This is a genomic window from Fischerella major NIES-592 (assembly GCF_001904645.1).
Lineage (GTDB): Bacteria > Cyanobacteriota > Cyanobacteriia > Cyanobacteriales > Nostocaceae > Fischerella > Fischerella thermalis.
In genome coordinates, this window is record NZ_MRCA01000007.1 from 151382 (window position 1) to 166526 (window position 15145).

Sequence of the window (15145 nt, forward strand, 5' to 3'; positions counted from 1 at the left end):
CTTTGTGTCTTAGAGCCTTGGTGGTTCAAAACTTAATTTTTTCACCACAAAGACACCAAGACACCAAGAAAAATACATTACACCACCAAAGGGCTACAACTAACTACTAACAATCCCTAATCCAAAATCCAAAATCCAAAATTGATTAGAGTGTTACTGTATACGCATCCCGGATTCCAGGTACTTTGGTAATCTCGCTCAAAATGCCATCGGGTAAGGGATCATCAAGACTGAGAACCATCACCGCATCACCGCGAACGATTTTACGCCCTACCTGCATACTGGCAATATTGACATTAAAGCTACCTAGTAGGGAACCAAGTTTACCAATGATTCCTGGCATATCTCGGTGTACGGTGAACAGCATGTGATGGCTGGGGGGGACGTTGATGGGGAAACCGTCTAGGTTGGTGAGACGGATTTCTCCGTCGCCTAACAAAGCGCCTGTAACAGCATGAGTACCCAATGAACCAGTAGCCTCTAAATGTATTGAACCAGCATAGTCTTTGATTGCTGCATCCCGGGTTTCAATGACGCGGATTCCCCGTTCTTTGGCTTCGATGCTGGCATTAACATAGTTTACCCGTTCTCGCAGTGCTTGGAAAAGTAGTCCTTTGAGGGATGCTACTACCAACGGCTGACTTTTATTGGTGGCTAGTTCGCCTTGCAATCTGACGTTGAGCAATTCTACTCTACCGCCTGCTAATTGTCCGACGAGATTACCCAAGGTTTCGGCTAACTGCATGTAGGGTTTGAGTTCTTCTAAGACATCTGGTCCTAATCCCGGAATATTCACCGCCGATCGCGCTGGTAAACCCAACAGTACATCCCGAATTTGTTCCGCAACATCAATAGCTACGTTCACTTGCGCCTCTGTTGTGGAAGCACCTAAGTGGGGAGTAAGGATGACTTCTTTACCTAAAGACCTTAAACTAGATTCTCCTAGTGGTTCAGACTCAAAGACATCAAGGGCAGCACCAGCAATTTTACCCTCTTTAATGGCAGCTGCGAGAGCTTCTTCATCAATGATGCCACCACGAGCGCAGTTGATAATTCTGGTGGTGGGTTTCATTTTTGCCAACATAGTGGCATTAATTAAATGGGTGGTTTGTGGAGTTTTGGGGATGTGTAGGGTAATGTAGTCTGCTTGCTGCACCAATAAATCCATATCCACTAGCTGACAGCCAAGCTGTTCGGCTCTTTCTGTGGAAATAAACGGATCATAAGCCAGCAATTTCATTCCCATTGCTTTGGCAACAGCAGCTACATGGGAACCTATTTTACCCAAACCAACAATGCCGATAGTTTTTTTGTAGACTTCAGCACCCACAAAGCTTTTACGATCCCATTCGCCGCGTTTTACAGAAGCGTTGGCGTCAGGAATATGACGAGACAAAGACAACATCATCGCCAATGCGTGTTCAGCAGCAGCGATGGTGTTTCCTTCTGGAGAGTTGACAACTACAATCCCCTGACGAGTGGCGGCGGCTACATCGACATTATCTACGCCTACACCAGCGCGTCCAATAATTTTTAGCTGCGTCCCAGCTTCGATGATTTCTTTGGTGACGCGTGTTCCAGAACGAATCATCAGGGCATCATATTCACCAATGATTTTAACTAATTCTTCTGGTTTTAAGCCTGTTTTGACATCAACAGTGGCAACTTGGGATAAGATGTCAATCCCGGCTTGGTCAATTGGATCGGAGACGAGAACCTTAGACATGATAGTTGGTTTTTAAGCTAGAGGTAATGCGATCGCTGGAATATTAAGTTTAATGTTTATGTGTACCAGTTGAGCAAGGAATATAAACAACGTTTATTTGGCTAGACTGCTATACCTCTTGTTCAGCTTCTCCACTTAGCTGTTTGGGATTTCAGAGTAAACCTTACCTTTTCCTCAATTACCAACTGTGGAAGCATAATACTTATAATACTTTAAGTAATTAGCCGAACTTGATATGAGACTCTCTGGCTAAATATAAAGCATCAATGGTGCAAACACCTATATATTTATTAAATATTCCAAAAGTAGAGGCGTCATCTTCCTGAACAGGTATGAAAGATTATTTTCACAGGACTTACGCAGAACAGAACCAAAGTAACGGTAATTGATGAATTACCGCTACTCAAGAATAAGGTTTTTGGTCACATTTTGCGGTCTGATTTTTTACTAACTTCAAACAATATTATTACTTAAGTAATTGAAGATTAAAGTTTTAAAAAATACGTAATTTTTACATACCGATTTTACTGAGCTCGACAGCAGCATATAAATGTAGCTGTCAAATCTAACAAATCCAAATCCTTCGACGGCAAGGATTTGAAATTTGCTGCTGCCAAATTTGATGAAAATTAACCTACATAAAGAAGAATTATGCCAGCAGATTTTGCAGGTAACAATTTAAATAATTCTAGAAATTTAAATATCAATTATATCAATCAAACCTTTACAGATTGGGTAGGAAAGCGTGATAAAAACGATTATTACAGCTTCAATGTAAGTAGTCGTAGTAGCTTGAATCTAGTTGTTGATGGTCTGTCAGCCGATGCTAATTTACAATTGCTAAATAGTAATGGTTCTGTGATCGCGGGTTCTTACAACCGTAAAAAGAAGTCAGAGACAATTAGCGCAACTCTAGATGCTGGCACTTACTATATTAGAGTTTACCGAGTCAATAAGAAAAAGAGTACTTACTACAACTTAAAAGTTTCTGGTAACGAAGCACCACAATCTTTACAATTAAGCACCAGTAAAACCAGTTACCAACGAGGTGAAACAGTCAGCCTGACGAACACTAGCATCTTTGATGGTAATGGTGCAGCTGATTTAGCACGGGTAGATTTTTGGTTGCAAAAAGACGGTGGTGAATGGCAAAATATCGGCGATGCAGTTAATTTCATTGCCAACAGTAATGATAACCGCTACGCCAGTTTTGAATACAGTTTATCTGGTCTTAGTGCTGGCAACTATTTATTATCTGCAAAAGCCTACGATAAATCTGGTGCTAGTACGGAAAGTATCCAAACCAATTTTAGTATTGTACCTATTCTTACTCAAGACTGGTTTGACCTTAACATTCAAGATGCAGGTATACGTGAGGCTGCAAGGTGGCACTTTACAGATCATATCCTCGATCGCAACGATATGATTGCTATCTTCCGGGAAGCAAAAGACAGCAGTGTAGTTGATGGTACTGAACTAACAGACTTGCGTACACTAGTCAATAATTCCTCTTTCTTAGGAATGCCAGAGTATGTACGCGTTTTATCTCATAAAGTCATTAATTATGACCTAGCTAATCAAAATTATCAAGGTAAGGCGCTAGGTAACTTGTATGCAGGTAGCAGTGATATTCACATTGAGAACTTAATTAGTAAGTGGTTTTTAGGTAGCGATCGCCCCACAACTTCTTATAATTATCAATACGCTCATGGTTCTCTGTTTCAAAATGGTATTACTTATCAAGATATTAAACAAGGTAGTATTAATGACTGCTTTTTTCTCACAGGTTTAGCAGCAACTGCTTTGCGTTCATTTAGCATGATTGAGAATATGTTTATCGATAACGGTGATCAAACTTTCACCGTGCGTTTTTACAACAATGGCATTGCTGATTATGTGACGGTAGATAGATATTTACCCACCAATCAAGAAGGATATTTTGTTTACGCTAGCAAAGACAATTACTACGGAAACTCTACCAATGAATTATGGGTAGCTTTGGCTGAGAAAGCTTACGCTCAACTAAATGAATCTGGATGGATTTATCAAGATAATACCAATTCTTATAATGGCATTGGTAATGGTGGTTATGTTAGTGATGCCCTCGCAAACATCACAGGATTAAACACTTCTCTCGCCAATGTTCTCAATTTTAACTCAGTCGTCAATGCTTTCAATTTTGGTCAAATGATTGGTTTGACGACAAAATCAACAGTGGTAGATGCAAATATTATTGCTAGTCATGCTTACGCATTAATAGGTTACAATTCTGCTACTCAGATGTTTACACTATTTAATCCTTGGGGTATCGATAATGGCACTTCTAAACCAGGTATTATCGAGCTTTCCTGGAATCAGATTGAGGCAAATTTTAGTTATTGGGATGCGACAATTAATAATATTGTGTGATTTTTTGATGTAAATCACAGTCTTGGTACAAACATGATATTTTATAAGTCGAACATCGATACACACCGATAAATACAGATGGAATTATCCGTGTGCATCTGTGTTCATCTGTGTTCGATACTTATCAACCCCTCAACTCAGCCACAATCTTTTGCAAAAGTCGAACACCGATAAACACCGATAAACACAGATGGAATTATCCGTGTGCATCTGTGTTCATCTGTGTTCGTTTTCTCAAAAATACTTGGACTATTATATCTATTATTCTAAATTTGAAATGAATAAAAACTCAAGCGATCGCTACATTATTTGAGTTATTCAATATACAATTTTTAAGTTTTTATTTGCATCTCTTGAATTAATGCATGAAAACAACATTATTTGTAAAATCATTAGCATTTTACATCATATTTATATAGTAATTATTGTCAAGGAGGGAGATAATTCAATGCTTTAAAAATTTTCCCAAGGAGAAAATACTTATGCCCATTCAAAATCATAATCAGAACTTGTTTGATGATCAAGGGCTAAATATTACTCCTAAATATTCAGTAGATAATTTTAGTTCTCCAAATGAACGCTACTTTTACAGTAGTCGTAGTAGCTTTTATACAACAGAAAATACTCTAGAACCAGATGTTAGTGAACAGCGACGAAAAGATCGCAAATCAAAAAAATCTGTATCATCTCAAGCAACCAAAGCAGATTTAGTAGTACAAAATGCATTTGCTCCTAGTGTAGCTGCTGCCGGCAGCACTATTCAAATTTCTTATCAGGTGAAAAATAAAGGTAAAAATACTTCTGGATTTAACTATACAGATTTTTATATTTCTAAAGACAAAAACATTAGTAGTGATGACTCTCTTTTAGGTTGGAGCTGGCTTGGTAGTCTTGGGGCTGGTAGTTCTACCTCTCAATCTCAAAATGTGACTATCGATAGCAATCTTGCTGCTGGAAACTACTATATATTGTACAGAGCGGATGCTTTGGATAATGTCCTAGAAATTAGTAATACAAATAATGTTTTGGCGCGGGAAATTACGATTACTAATACAGCAAGTGGAGGATATAATCCCAACTCTGGCTATGGTTTAATTAACGCTTCCGCAGCAGTGGCTAAAGCTATTGGTGAAAAACCTTTTGTAGATGTTCCTGATTTGGGTGGAAACAACTGGGGGGCTGATTTAGTAAAAGCACCAGAAACTTGGGCGAAGGGATACACTGGTCAAGGTGTGGTTGTGGCTGTTTTAGATACTGGGGTAGACTATAACCACCAAGACTTAAGTTCTAATATCTGGACGAACAGCAAGGAAATTCCTGGTAACGGCAAAGATGATGACGGCAACGGCTATATTGATGATTACTATGGTTGGAATTTTGACGGCAACAACAATAGTACTTTAGATGTTAATGGTCATGGTACTCACGTCTCTGGTACTATTGCAGGAGTTAACAATAGCTATGGTGTCACTGGTATTGCCTATAATTCCAAAATTATGCCAGTGAAAGTTTTAGATGATGAAGGCTCAGGTTCTTATAGTGCGATCGCTAATGGTATTTATTACGCTGTAGATAATGGCGCTGATGTGATTAACTTGAGTTTAGGCGGCGGGCGTTCTAACGATACACTGCAAAAAGCGATTGAATATGCCAGCAGCAAAGGTGTTATTGTTGTCATGGCAGCTGGAAATGACGGTGGTTCACAACCAGCTTATCCTGCCCGTTATGCGAAAAACTACGGGCTTGCTGTTGGTGCAGTGGATCAAAATAAAAATCTTGCAGACTTCTCTAATCGTGCGGGAGCAGATCAACTTACTTACGTTACAGCTCCTGGTGTCAATGTCTATTCTACACTTCCAGGTAATGAATATGCATCCTATAGCGGTACATCAATGGCGACTCCCCACGTCGCGGGTGTAGTTGCTTTGATGCTTAGCGCCAATCCTAGCTTGAGTGATGCTCAAGTGCGTCAAATTCTAGCAGAAACATCAGGAAATAGCACAACGCAAGCTGCAAACTCTAGGGGGAATACTACCAGCTTGAGTTATGACGGTAATACTAATGTTACTTCACCTTGGATTCGCAGCTATACAAACAAATAATAAAACCGGACAAGCTATTGCTTGGTTTAATTTAGGTCTGACTTTAGAAAACGTCAACCGCCAATCAGATGGGATCGGTGCTTATCGTAACGGTTGTGAACTTTACTAAGCAATGGGGCTTGATCAATGGTTCAACGTTGCAAAAATAGGATTGAGTGTCTTTCACAACCGCAAGCACCAGTTATGATGTCTAGTCCCGAATTTTGCTGTTGGCTTCGTTCTTGGTTTCGGCGTTAGGGTAATGGGTTTGATGATTAAGCGAACACAGATGCACACAGATAAACACAGATGATTTATCGCTGTTACAATACAATACTGCCTATAATTAAAGTTCTGGGCTAATAGCCTAAGTCCACTTAAGTGGATCGAAATATGCAGTGTGGTTTAGCAGCAAAGCGAGGATTCATCAGATTTAGAGAAGAAAAATGCAGTGTTCAAAATTTATCATTTAACGTCCTACCAATTTATCCCGCAGATGCTTAATGCGATCGCGTAACTTTGCCGCTTCTTCAAACTCTAGTTTCTTCGCCGCTTCTTTCATTTGTGCTTCTAATTGAGTAATTAATTCTGGAATATTTTCTAACGGTAATTCGTCTAGATGTTGATCGACTGTTTCTAATTCTTGAGCATTTAACCTTCTTGATACTTCTAAAAAAGACAAAATTGCGTTACTCGATTTTTTTACTATTGGTTGTGGTGTAATTCCGTGCATCTTGTTATACGCCATTTGAATTCCCCGACGGCGTTCGGTTTCTTCAATGGCTTTAATCATGCTATCGGTGAGATTATCTGCATACATAATCGCTTGTCCCCGGACGTGACGCGCTGCTCTTCCGATAGTTTGAATTAAGGATCGTTCTGCACGTAAAAAACCTTCTTTGTCTGCATCCAAAATTGCCACCAGAGAAACTTCTGGCAAATCTAAACCTTCACGTAATAAGTTGACACCAACTAAGACATCAAAGTTAGCATCGCGCAAGTTTTGGATAATTTCTATTCTTTCAATCGAGTTAATTTCTGAATGTAAATACCTGACTCGAATACTATTTTCTTGCAGATATTCTGTTAAATCTTCCGCCATTCTTTTAGTTAATGTGGTAATTAACACTCGTTCGTGGCGGTCTACTCTATCTTTAATTTCACCTAGTAAATCATCAATTTGTCCCTCTGTAGGACGGACGATAATTTCTGGATCAAGGACGCCGGTTGGTCGAATGATTTGCTCTGCTATGTGTCCCTCGGAAACTTCTAATTCCCATTCTCCTGGAGTCGCAGAAACAAAAATACACTGGTTAACTTTTGACCAAAATTCTTCTGCTTTTAAAGGTCGGTTATCAGCAGCGCTAGGTAAGCGAAAACCATGCTCAATTAACACTTTTTTTCTAGCTTGATCGCCGTTATACATACCGCGAATTTGAGGTACGGTAACGTGAGATTCATCAATAACTAATAGCCAATCTTTGGGGAAATAATCAATTAAACATTCTGGTGGTTCTCCGGCTTGTCTCCCTGCTAAATGGCGAGAATAGTTTTCTACACCGTTGCAGTAACCCACTTGGCGCAACATTTCTAAATCGTAACGGGTACGTTGATCTATTCTTTGCGCTTCGAGTAATTTCCCGGCTGACTCTAATTCTGCTTTGCGCTCTTTTAATTCTTGGGCGATCGCATCACAGGCTTCTTCTAATCTTTCTTCTGGTGTCACGAAGTGACGCGCCGGATAAAGATTCACTGCTTGTAAACTTTGAAGAATTTCACCCGTCACCGGATCGACGTAACGAATGGCGTCAATTTCATCACCAAAGAACTCGATGCGAATAATCCGATCTTCGTAGGCTGGGCCAATTTCGAGTACGTCACCCCGGACACGAAAACGTCCCCGACCAATTTCTGTATCATTGCGGCTATATTGTACTGATGCCAAATCTCGCAAAATCTGCCTTTGATTTACTTCCATTCCGACGACTAAGGGAATGGCAGCTTTGAGGTATTCTGAGGGAATTCCCAAACCGTAAATACAACTAATGGATGCAACAACGATGACATCACGACGTTCAAAGAGCGATCGCGTGGCTGAGTGTCGCAACATGTCTATCTCATCGTTGATAGAGGCTGTTTTTTCAATATAGGTATCGGTAACCGGAATGTAGGCTTCTGGTTGATAATAATCGTAGTAACTGACGAAGTACTCAACAGCGTTGTTGGGAAAAAATTCTCGTAACTCGTTACAAAGCTGGGCTGCAAGGGTTTTATTGTGCGCCAGTACCAGAGTCGGTTTACCGACTTTTTCTATCACTGATGCAACTGTAAATGTCTTTCCGGTTCCAGTTGCTCCTAGCAATGTCTGATAACGATTGTGAGCTTGGATACTACTAACTAGCTGTGCGATCGCTTGTGGCTGATCGCCTGTTGGACTGAAGGGTGCTTGAAGACAAAATTTTGTCATGTAGTTTTGCTCTAAATACCCTAAATACCTATCTCATAGTAGCGAATAGAGACTGGGGATTGGGGGAGAATGCCCTGTTCTGTGCGCTGTCTCACCGCTCTGCGTCTACACACTCCCCATCCCTCATCCCTAACTTGTTGATTTTTACTTATGTGTAGATTTTAAACAACCCTATACATATACAATATTTTTTAAAGTTAAACTTTAATTTATAGGAAAAACTTCACTTCTGTTGAATTTTTGTAAAAAATACTTAACAATCTAGAGGTATGAGCATATGGCCGTTAGCAGTAATGGTAAGGCAGTAAGTCCTCGCCAGCGTGCCAAATCAAAGGGGGAAAATACAGTGGAAGTCGAAAATAACAAAGCGCAAAGCTCAAATGAACAAGATAGTAATCTCGTAACTCAGGCAGATGCGTCCGGTAAATTAGAAGTAACTGATACACTTGCTATTTCTGGAGTACGTCCGATCGCTGCTAGCGATTTGCAAGTAGCAGAGACGGTTTCAATTGCTGGTGTACGTCCTATTAGCACCAGTAGCTTACAAGTTGTAGAAACAATGAACATTATGGGTGTGCGTCCTATTACCGCAAACACAATCCATGTAGTTGATACCATCAATTTATCTGGAATTCGCCCTATCGCCTCCAGCTCTCTGGTAATTTCTGAAACCTACTCTGTGATGGGTAATCGTCCAGTAGCATCAAATGTTATTGATGATTCCGAATTTTTGATGGGTTATCTTGATTAGTGAAAATAATTATATTTTATATAATTTCTAACCCGCTTTTCTAGAAAAGGCGGGTTTTTTATGAAATATTTTGAGTTCTTGATTGATTGTTAATATCTCACTAATAATTTACTTATCTCTCCTGGAGTATAGAAACTAATATACCTGTGGAAAGAAGGCTAAAGTCAAAATCATTCGCTAATTTATAAACATCAAAGCTAAAAAAATCAAAGTTAATTATCAACTTTCCAACAGCTTTGAAATTGAATAATTATATAAAACCAGGAGAAAGAAATGAGTTTAGAAGATAGAGCAAAAGCTACAGCTAAAAATGTAGAAGGTAAAGCTCAAGAAGCATTGGGAAATGTTACTGGCGATCCAGAAGATAAAGCAGAAGGAAAAGCCAAGCAAGCAGAAAGTGAAGTACGTCACTCTGTAGAAGATGTCAAAGATAATATCAAGAAAAATCTTGACTAAGATTTCGGACTAGCTTTTGAGTCTGCCAAGAAATAAATTTCGTAACTAAAAGTTCAAGTGAGCTTTACCTTACTGAAAATATATTTCAGTCCGTTTTAACGGACTTTGGCTATGAGCCTTGAAGTTTAGTTCAAGGCGTACTGAGTTGACTAATCATGCAATTCACAGTGCAGAATTAAACAAACAGGGTGCATTCTCTTTGTATATAAAGAGCGATTAGCTAAACTGGCTCAGATTCTAAAAAGATGTTGATTGAGATAATAAGTCCGCTGAAGCGGACTTATTATTCAGAGCCAAATGTATGGATTACAAGCTGCTAATAAAAATAAATAAAACATATTGTTAGTTCTCTAACAGTATTTATTGAGGAGGAAACAAAAATGAGTCTGCTACAGCAGAGTCGTAAACTTGTCACGGCTGTTGTTTTAATTTTAGTTTTAACTATTACTACTGCTTGTGGTGGTAACTTTGCCCAAGTTGACCGTACCACAAATCCACCAGTAGTTGGTCGAGATGTAGCTTACGCACAATTAGAGCGGGGAAACACCGCAGCTGGACAATCTTTTGGTAACTGGGTTGTGCAAACATCTCGGGGATTAGTCACAGATGCTTATGTTCGTGATAACAACAAGTTAGGTGTCGTTATTTCTCCACAAGTTCGTCCTAACGAAGTGCGCACCTTGACAAGATCTCTAGTTGAAGGTTTTCGGAAAAATTTTCCTAATCAAGATTTAACGGTTTTGGTATACGCACCCGACAAGCAGCTGATTTTGACAGCTCGATACGACGTCCAAAGCAGTCAAGTTCAGTACAGCTAGGGATTGTTGTTTGTTGTTTGGTGTCCTAACAACCAACAATCAACCACCAACTACCAACAAGGATAAGAAAAGGAGATTGATAAAGTGAGTAGCACTGAAGAGTATAAACGCCAAATCATGAGAGATTTGGCTCAGGGTAATGTAGAATCTCTTGATGATGCTCCCAGGGGTGATGTATCACAAGAGTATCAAAGCTTTGATGATTTTGCTCAGCGTACAACGCCCTCCCAGCGTCGCCAAATGTTTGAACGCTCTTTTAATTCCAGCAGCATTCCTCCTAGCCAAATGGAGCCAGAATTACAAAAGGCGATCGCTAATATTAAACCCAACGAAAGAGATGATGTCGCACGCGCCTTTTTCAAACACCTCAAGCAAAGAGGATTGGATGAGCGTCATCTTGAGCAACAACTAGGACTTTCTACCCGCAACCCCAACCGTATGAGTGCGGATGATGTCAGCAGACTCGCTTCTTTTGCATATCACAACCATCCCGACATTTTCCGGCAAGTATTAGCAGAACAGCCAGCTATCATCAACTTCCTCAGTAACCCGATTGTGGGAGCCATTGTCGGACTTGCTGCTGCTAAGTGGTTGGGTGGTCGTAACAAGTAAATTGGGAATGTCAATAATATATACATGAAACGAGGGTGTGTATTACCACCCTCTTTTTTTGCTTGATCAAATTACAAATCAAGTAGATTTTTAAGCAGATTTACACGTTATACCATTTCACCTTGTCCTCTTTGTCTTCATAAAATTTTTACAAAACAAAAACAGGCTGTAGAAATTTTGTCTTCAGCTACATTTCTACCCAAATTGGAATCATCTCCCCATTGCTTGCGATCGCATACTCCACTGTCAGCAATTATTTTCGCTTTATAAAAAATTTATCTAGCTGTCTAGGCAAGTTATATTTGCAAGGAGCTTGTCAAATCTTACGTCCGACACAAATTAACAAGTTTTAACTGTAAAGTTTTTGTAAACTTTAGTAGTGAAGTTTTATTTATACTATATGATTAGTATCGCTTATTACTTAAATTCTTGGAAAAATTAACAAGTTAAGCAATCTGTAGGCTTCACAGTATATATTATATTAAGTCCTTCTGTATAGAACCCAACAGGAGAGTTAAGCGCTGTCGCTGTAATTTTGAAATTGCAGCAGTTCAAGGGTAATTACAAATCTCACTCCAGGGAAAGTCTACCATCACTTTTTGTCATGTTGTGGGAGTGAGTTTAATGATAGGGTTTCAATTCGCAAAGACGCGAGACAAAGCTAGTTCAGGTATAACACTGAGCAAATTTCAGTCAACAAAGAAGTTGCTGAAGACTGCAACAATAGCTGTATCTTTTGGTATTGCAGTTGCGATCGCTCATACAAAACAAGCTCAAGCTGTTACTATCACCTTTGACGATTTACCTGGATCTCAAAATCCAATTGCTAACGGCTATGCTGGATTGAATTGGGAAAACTTTTATTACCTCAATACAACCTCTTTTACTCCTTCTGGCTATGTTAATGGAACAGTATCACCAGAAAACGTAGCCTACAATGGCTTTGAAAAAACTGTTGCTATAAGTACAGTTGATGATATTTTCGATTTTAATAGTGCTTATTTAACAGCTGCTTGGAATGAGAATTTGACTGTGTTAGTAGAAGGTTTTATAGGAGGAGAATCAGGGCAAAGAAAGTATTCACAGACAGTTCTTTTAAATACCCAAGCTCCTACACTATTTACATTTGATTTTTTGGGAATAGACTATTTAAGGTTTACATCTTCTGGTGGTAATAACGCTGGCTACAACGGAAAAGGTACGCATTTTGCAATGGATAACTTTTCTTTTAATAAAAAAACTAAACCTGTCCCTGAACCTATAACTATGTTTAGTTCGTTAGCAGCAGGTGGAATGGGTTTGGCTTTACATCGAAAATTCAAGCAACAAAAAAATATAAAACAATAAGTTATTTTTAGAAGTTGTTTAGCTCAATCTAAAAATATTACCTGAAAAATCCAAGTTTTACAAAATTGCTCGGAAAGCTGCCACTAAAATTAGATAATGAAAACTAATAAACTGGCTACAGTCACACGACTGGCTCATCCACAGTTCTGGCTATTAACAATAGGTTCAGGTTTAATTGCAATTCATCTAACCCTGGTTTGGAAAGCGGAAAATACTAACCTATTCGGTACTAGTTTTTTGTCTTGGGCGGCTGTATCTTTTATAGTTTGGGAAAAACGAGACAATCTAAGTCTTGAAAGTGACATTTTATCTTGTTTTTTGGGTTTAGCTTTCATCTGGATAGCACTGATCAGAAGTGCATCTATGAACAGCTTTGGAGGTTTTTTGTATGCTTCACCCTTTATTTTTGGCTTAGGTCTTGCTTTAATAGCTTCTGGTTTTCAAGGACTAAAGCAATACATCGGTGAGTTAATAACCCTGCTTTTTCTCAGTATACCCAAGCTATTACCAGAATGGGCGATTTATAAGATTACATTACTCACTGCCAAATCATCAGCTTTTATACTTTGGTACATAGGTTTTGATGTCACTCTTACTGGAATCAATATTTATCTACCAAATGGCAGTGTAGAAGTACTTCGTGGTTGTTCTGGTGTAGAATTAATTTCCCAAATGTTGGGTTTGGCAATACTTTTTCTGCTAGTCTTTCCTCAGAGTTGGCAGTACAAAGTATTGGTTCCAATTGTCGCTGCTACGGTGGGATTTATGATGAATGCTGGACGAGTGGCACTGATGACTGTCATCGTAGCAAAAGATAATATGAATGCTTTTGATTACTGGCATAGTGGAAATGGCTCTCTTTTATTTTCAATAATTTCTGTACTAATGTTTGGTTTATTCTGTTGGTTTTTAATTGGACACAATGAATCTAAAAATCAAGATTCTAAGTTGTCATAATTAAGATATGATGAATTGGAAAAAATTTCGTATTTTATTGTTAATATTATGCGTTAGTAACGTGTTATTTGTATTGGGACAAGTTACACTGCTGCCCAAACGAGACAAAAGCACAGTCGATAATTTTGTTTTTCCAGAAGTTGTAACTTTACCCCAGTGGCAACTAAAATCTAGCAGAGATTTATCTCAGCATATACAAAATAATTCTGAATTGTTAGCTCAAAGGAACTATCAATATATTCATAGAGATTTACCTTTAGAAATTGAAATGCGTTATGTAAAAATAGGAGATGTTAATCAACTGATTAAAAAATATACTCAGATTTCATCATCTGTCATCGTACGAAAAAGAGAAGGTGTAGGCTATTACGGATTAGGAGTTGAACAACAAACAGCCTTCCTAAGTGCTTGTATTAACCTGCAAGGTTATAGCACTTTTACGAATACCGAATTTAACCAAAGTCAACGACCAAACAACCTATATTGGGAACTTTTATTGTCTTGGTTATTTGCTCAAAAACAGGTAATAAAAGACAAGCACTGTCTTTGGTCACATTTGTCGATTCCCTTAAAAAATTCTTCCCCAGAAGCTACCTATCAAGTCCTGGAATCTGCCTGGTTTTCCTGGCATCAATACTGGCATTCTCGTTTGCAGAAACCTTAAAGTTTTGTCTTTTGGAATTGTTGTGATTTTTTACAATAACTTATGACTAAATCAAAAATTGAAACATCTGCTTCCCACCAATTTGTTTTAACGCAGGAAAGTTCATTAACTATTGTGCGATCGCTAGGCTATGGCCTATTGATATTATCTGTGTTTGATTGGGTAGCAATTTTTCTGCCATCAAACTTTTTCAACCCTGCTTGGGAATTACAAACTATAGGAGCAATAGTTGAACGTGTACCTGTACCTTTAATTGGGTTGGCACTAATTTTTTATGGTGAATTGCATTCACGAAATAGATGGGAATTTCCCGTTTTAAAATTATTGTCTTGGCTGACTATATTGTTTTCAGCGTTGTTTATATTAATGATACCTTTAGGAATTGTTAATACTATTCGGCTTAATAAAGAAAATATCGCGCAAATCAATAATATATCTACACAGCAAATTTCTCGTGCTGAACAGTTACAAAAGCAACTTAGTCAAGCGACTCCTGAACAATTAGATGATCTTTTAAAAAGCCGGGGTGGTTCCCTATATGGTAAAAAACCAGAAGAACTAAAGGATCAACTTTTGTCTCAAGTTTCTAGAGCAAAAGTACAAATTAAGGAGCAAGCAGAAGCTACCCAATCTTTGCGTGGTCTAAGCTTAATTAAGACCTCTACGAAATGGATTCTTGGTGCTTTAGTATCTGCATTTCTATTTTTTGGTTTTTGGAAAGGCACAGATTGGGCAAGATTTTGATTAGCTAATATCATGTTCGCTTACATACCTATACTCTGCCGTGGGCTGGTAATGGGTAATTAAGATACTGATAATTTTCCAATGCCCAATGCCCGATATCCAACAGCGAAGCA

The 15145-nt window shown here is 38.6% G+C and carries 13 protein-coding genes; 11 read left to right on the forward strand and 2 right to left on the reverse strand.

Annotated elements, in window-relative coordinates; genetic code table 11:
- Positions 1–145: 145 nt before the first annotated feature.
- Complete coding sequence (gene serA / locus NIES592_RS14730) at positions 146–1726, reverse strand: phosphoglycerate dehydrogenase (protein WP_073556138.1); 1581 nt, start codon at positions 1724–1726, stop codon at positions 146–148.
- Positions 1727–2377: 651 nt separating this feature from the next.
- Between serA and NIES592_RS14735 the strand changes: the two genes are divergently transcribed.
- The 3 genes from NIES592_RS14735 to NIES592_RS25245 all read left to right on the forward strand — a co-directional run bounded on the left by NIES592_RS14735 (position 2378) and on the right by NIES592_RS25245 (position 6346).
- Entirely contained in the window at positions 2378–4135 is a 1758-nt protein-coding gene (locus NIES592_RS14735) for a C2 family cysteine protease (RefSeq protein WP_073556139.1), read from the forward strand.
- A 482-nt stretch (positions 4136–4617) separates the two neighbouring features.
- Entirely contained in the window at positions 4618–6237 is a 1620-nt protein-coding gene (locus tag NIES592_RS14740; RefSeq protein ID WP_062247642.1) for a S8 family serine peptidase, read from the forward strand.
- Positions 6197–6346, forward strand: a complete 150-nt coding sequence (locus NIES592_RS25245; protein ID WP_178379555.1) for a hypothetical protein — start codon at positions 6197–6199, stop codon at positions 6344–6346. The genes NIES592_RS14740 and NIES592_RS25245 overlap by 41 nt, the downstream gene beginning before the upstream one ends.
- A gap of 339 nt (positions 6347–6685) precedes the next feature.
- Here the strand turns inward: NIES592_RS25245 and uvrB are convergent, their stop codons facing one another.
- On the reverse strand, positions 6686–8683 hold the full coding sequence (gene uvrB / locus NIES592_RS14745; RefSeq protein ID WP_062247645.1) for an excinuclease ABC subunit UvrB: 1998 nt from the start codon (positions 8681–8683) through the stop codon (positions 6686–6688).
- A gap of 277 nt (positions 8684–8960) precedes the next feature.
- On the opposite strand from uvrB, the gene NIES592_RS14750 reads away from it, so the two are divergent.
- The 8 genes from NIES592_RS14750 to hpsJ-A all read left to right on the forward strand — a co-directional run bounded on the left by NIES592_RS14750 (position 8961) and on the right by hpsJ-A (position 15032).
- Positions 8961–9434: a hypothetical protein gene (locus NIES592_RS14750; RefSeq protein ID WP_073556140.1), complete on the forward strand. Its 474-nt coding sequence runs from the start codon at positions 8961–8963 to the stop codon at positions 9432–9434.
- A 273-nt stretch (positions 9435–9707) separates the two neighbouring features.
- Positions 9708–9890, forward strand: a complete 183-nt coding sequence (locus tag NIES592_RS14755; RefSeq protein WP_016865238.1) for a CsbD family protein — start codon at positions 9708–9710, stop codon at positions 9888–9890.
- 380 nt (positions 9891–10270) lie between these two features.
- Entirely contained in the window at positions 10271–10708 is a 438-nt protein-coding gene (locus NIES592_RS14760) for a hypothetical protein (RefSeq protein WP_073556141.1), read from the forward strand.
- A gap of 84 nt (positions 10709–10792) precedes the next feature.
- Positions 10793–11320: a hypothetical protein gene (locus NIES592_RS14765; protein ID WP_073556142.1), complete on the forward strand. Its 528-nt coding sequence runs from the start codon at positions 10793–10795 to the stop codon at positions 11318–11320.
- Positions 11321–12025: 705 nt separating this feature from the next.
- On the forward strand, positions 12026–12667 hold the full coding sequence (locus NIES592_RS14770; protein WP_256678146.1) for a PEP-CTERM sorting domain-containing protein: 642 nt from the start codon (positions 12026–12028) through the stop codon (positions 12665–12667).
- A 96-nt stretch (positions 12668–12763) separates the two neighbouring features.
- On the forward strand, positions 12764–13624 hold the full coding sequence (gene crtA / locus NIES592_RS14775) for a cyanoexosortase A (RefSeq protein ID WP_073556143.1): 861 nt from the start codon (positions 12764–12766) through the stop codon (positions 13622–13624).
- A gap of 7 nt (positions 13625–13631) precedes the next feature.
- Positions 13632–14288 (forward strand): cyanoexosortase A system-associated protein, encoded by a 657-nt coding sequence (locus NIES592_RS14780; protein WP_073556144.1) that lies wholly within the window; start codon positions 13632–13634, stop codon positions 14286–14288.
- A 42-nt stretch (positions 14289–14330) separates the two neighbouring features.
- On the forward strand, positions 14331–15032 hold the full coding sequence (gene hpsJ-A / locus NIES592_RS14785; protein ID WP_009457155.1) for an HpsJ-like protein, cyanoexosortase A-associated: 702 nt from the start codon (positions 14331–14333) through the stop codon (positions 15030–15032).
- Positions 15033–15145 lie beyond the last annotated feature (113 nt).

Excerpts from the sequence above, each read along its gene's own strand:
- serA (WP_073556138.1), bottom strand. The coding sequence starts at position 1,726 with ATGTCTAAGGTTCTCGTCTCCGATCCAATTGACCAAGCCGGGATTGAC.
- NIES592_RS14735 (WP_073556139.1), top strand. The coding sequence starts at position 2,378 with ATGCCAGCAGATTTTGCAGGTAACAATTTAAATAATTCTAGAAATTTA.
- NIES592_RS14740 (WP_062247642.1), top strand. The coding sequence starts at position 4,618 with ATGCCCATTCAAAATCATAATCAGAACTTGTTTGATGATCAAGGGCTA.
- NIES592_RS25245 (WP_178379555.1), top strand. The coding sequence starts at position 6,197 with ATGTTACTTCACCTTGGATTCGCAGCTATACAAACAAATAATAAAACC.
- uvrB (WP_062247645.1), bottom strand. The coding sequence starts at position 8,683 with ATGACAAAATTTTGTCTTCAAGCACCCTTCAGTCCAACAGGCGATCAG.
- NIES592_RS14750 (WP_073556140.1), top strand. The coding sequence starts at position 8,961 with ATGGCCGTTAGCAGTAATGGTAAGGCAGTAAGTCCTCGCCAGCGTGCC.
- NIES592_RS14755 (WP_016865238.1), top strand. The coding sequence starts at position 9,708 with ATGAGTTTAGAAGATAGAGCAAAAGCTACAGCTAAAAATGTAGAAGGT.
- NIES592_RS14760 (WP_073556141.1), top strand. The coding sequence starts at position 10,271 with ATGAGTCTGCTACAGCAGAGTCGTAAACTTGTCACGGCTGTTGTTTTA.
- crtA (WP_073556143.1), top strand. The coding sequence starts at position 12,764 with ATGAAAACTAATAAACTGGCTACAGTCACACGACTGGCTCATCCACAG.
- NIES592_RS14780 (WP_073556144.1), top strand. The coding sequence starts at position 13,632 with ATGATGAATTGGAAAAAATTTCGTATTTTATTGTTAATATTATGCGTT.
- hpsJ-A (WP_009457155.1), top strand. The coding sequence starts at position 14,331 with ATGACTAAATCAAAAATTGAAACATCTGCTTCCCACCAATTTGTTTTA.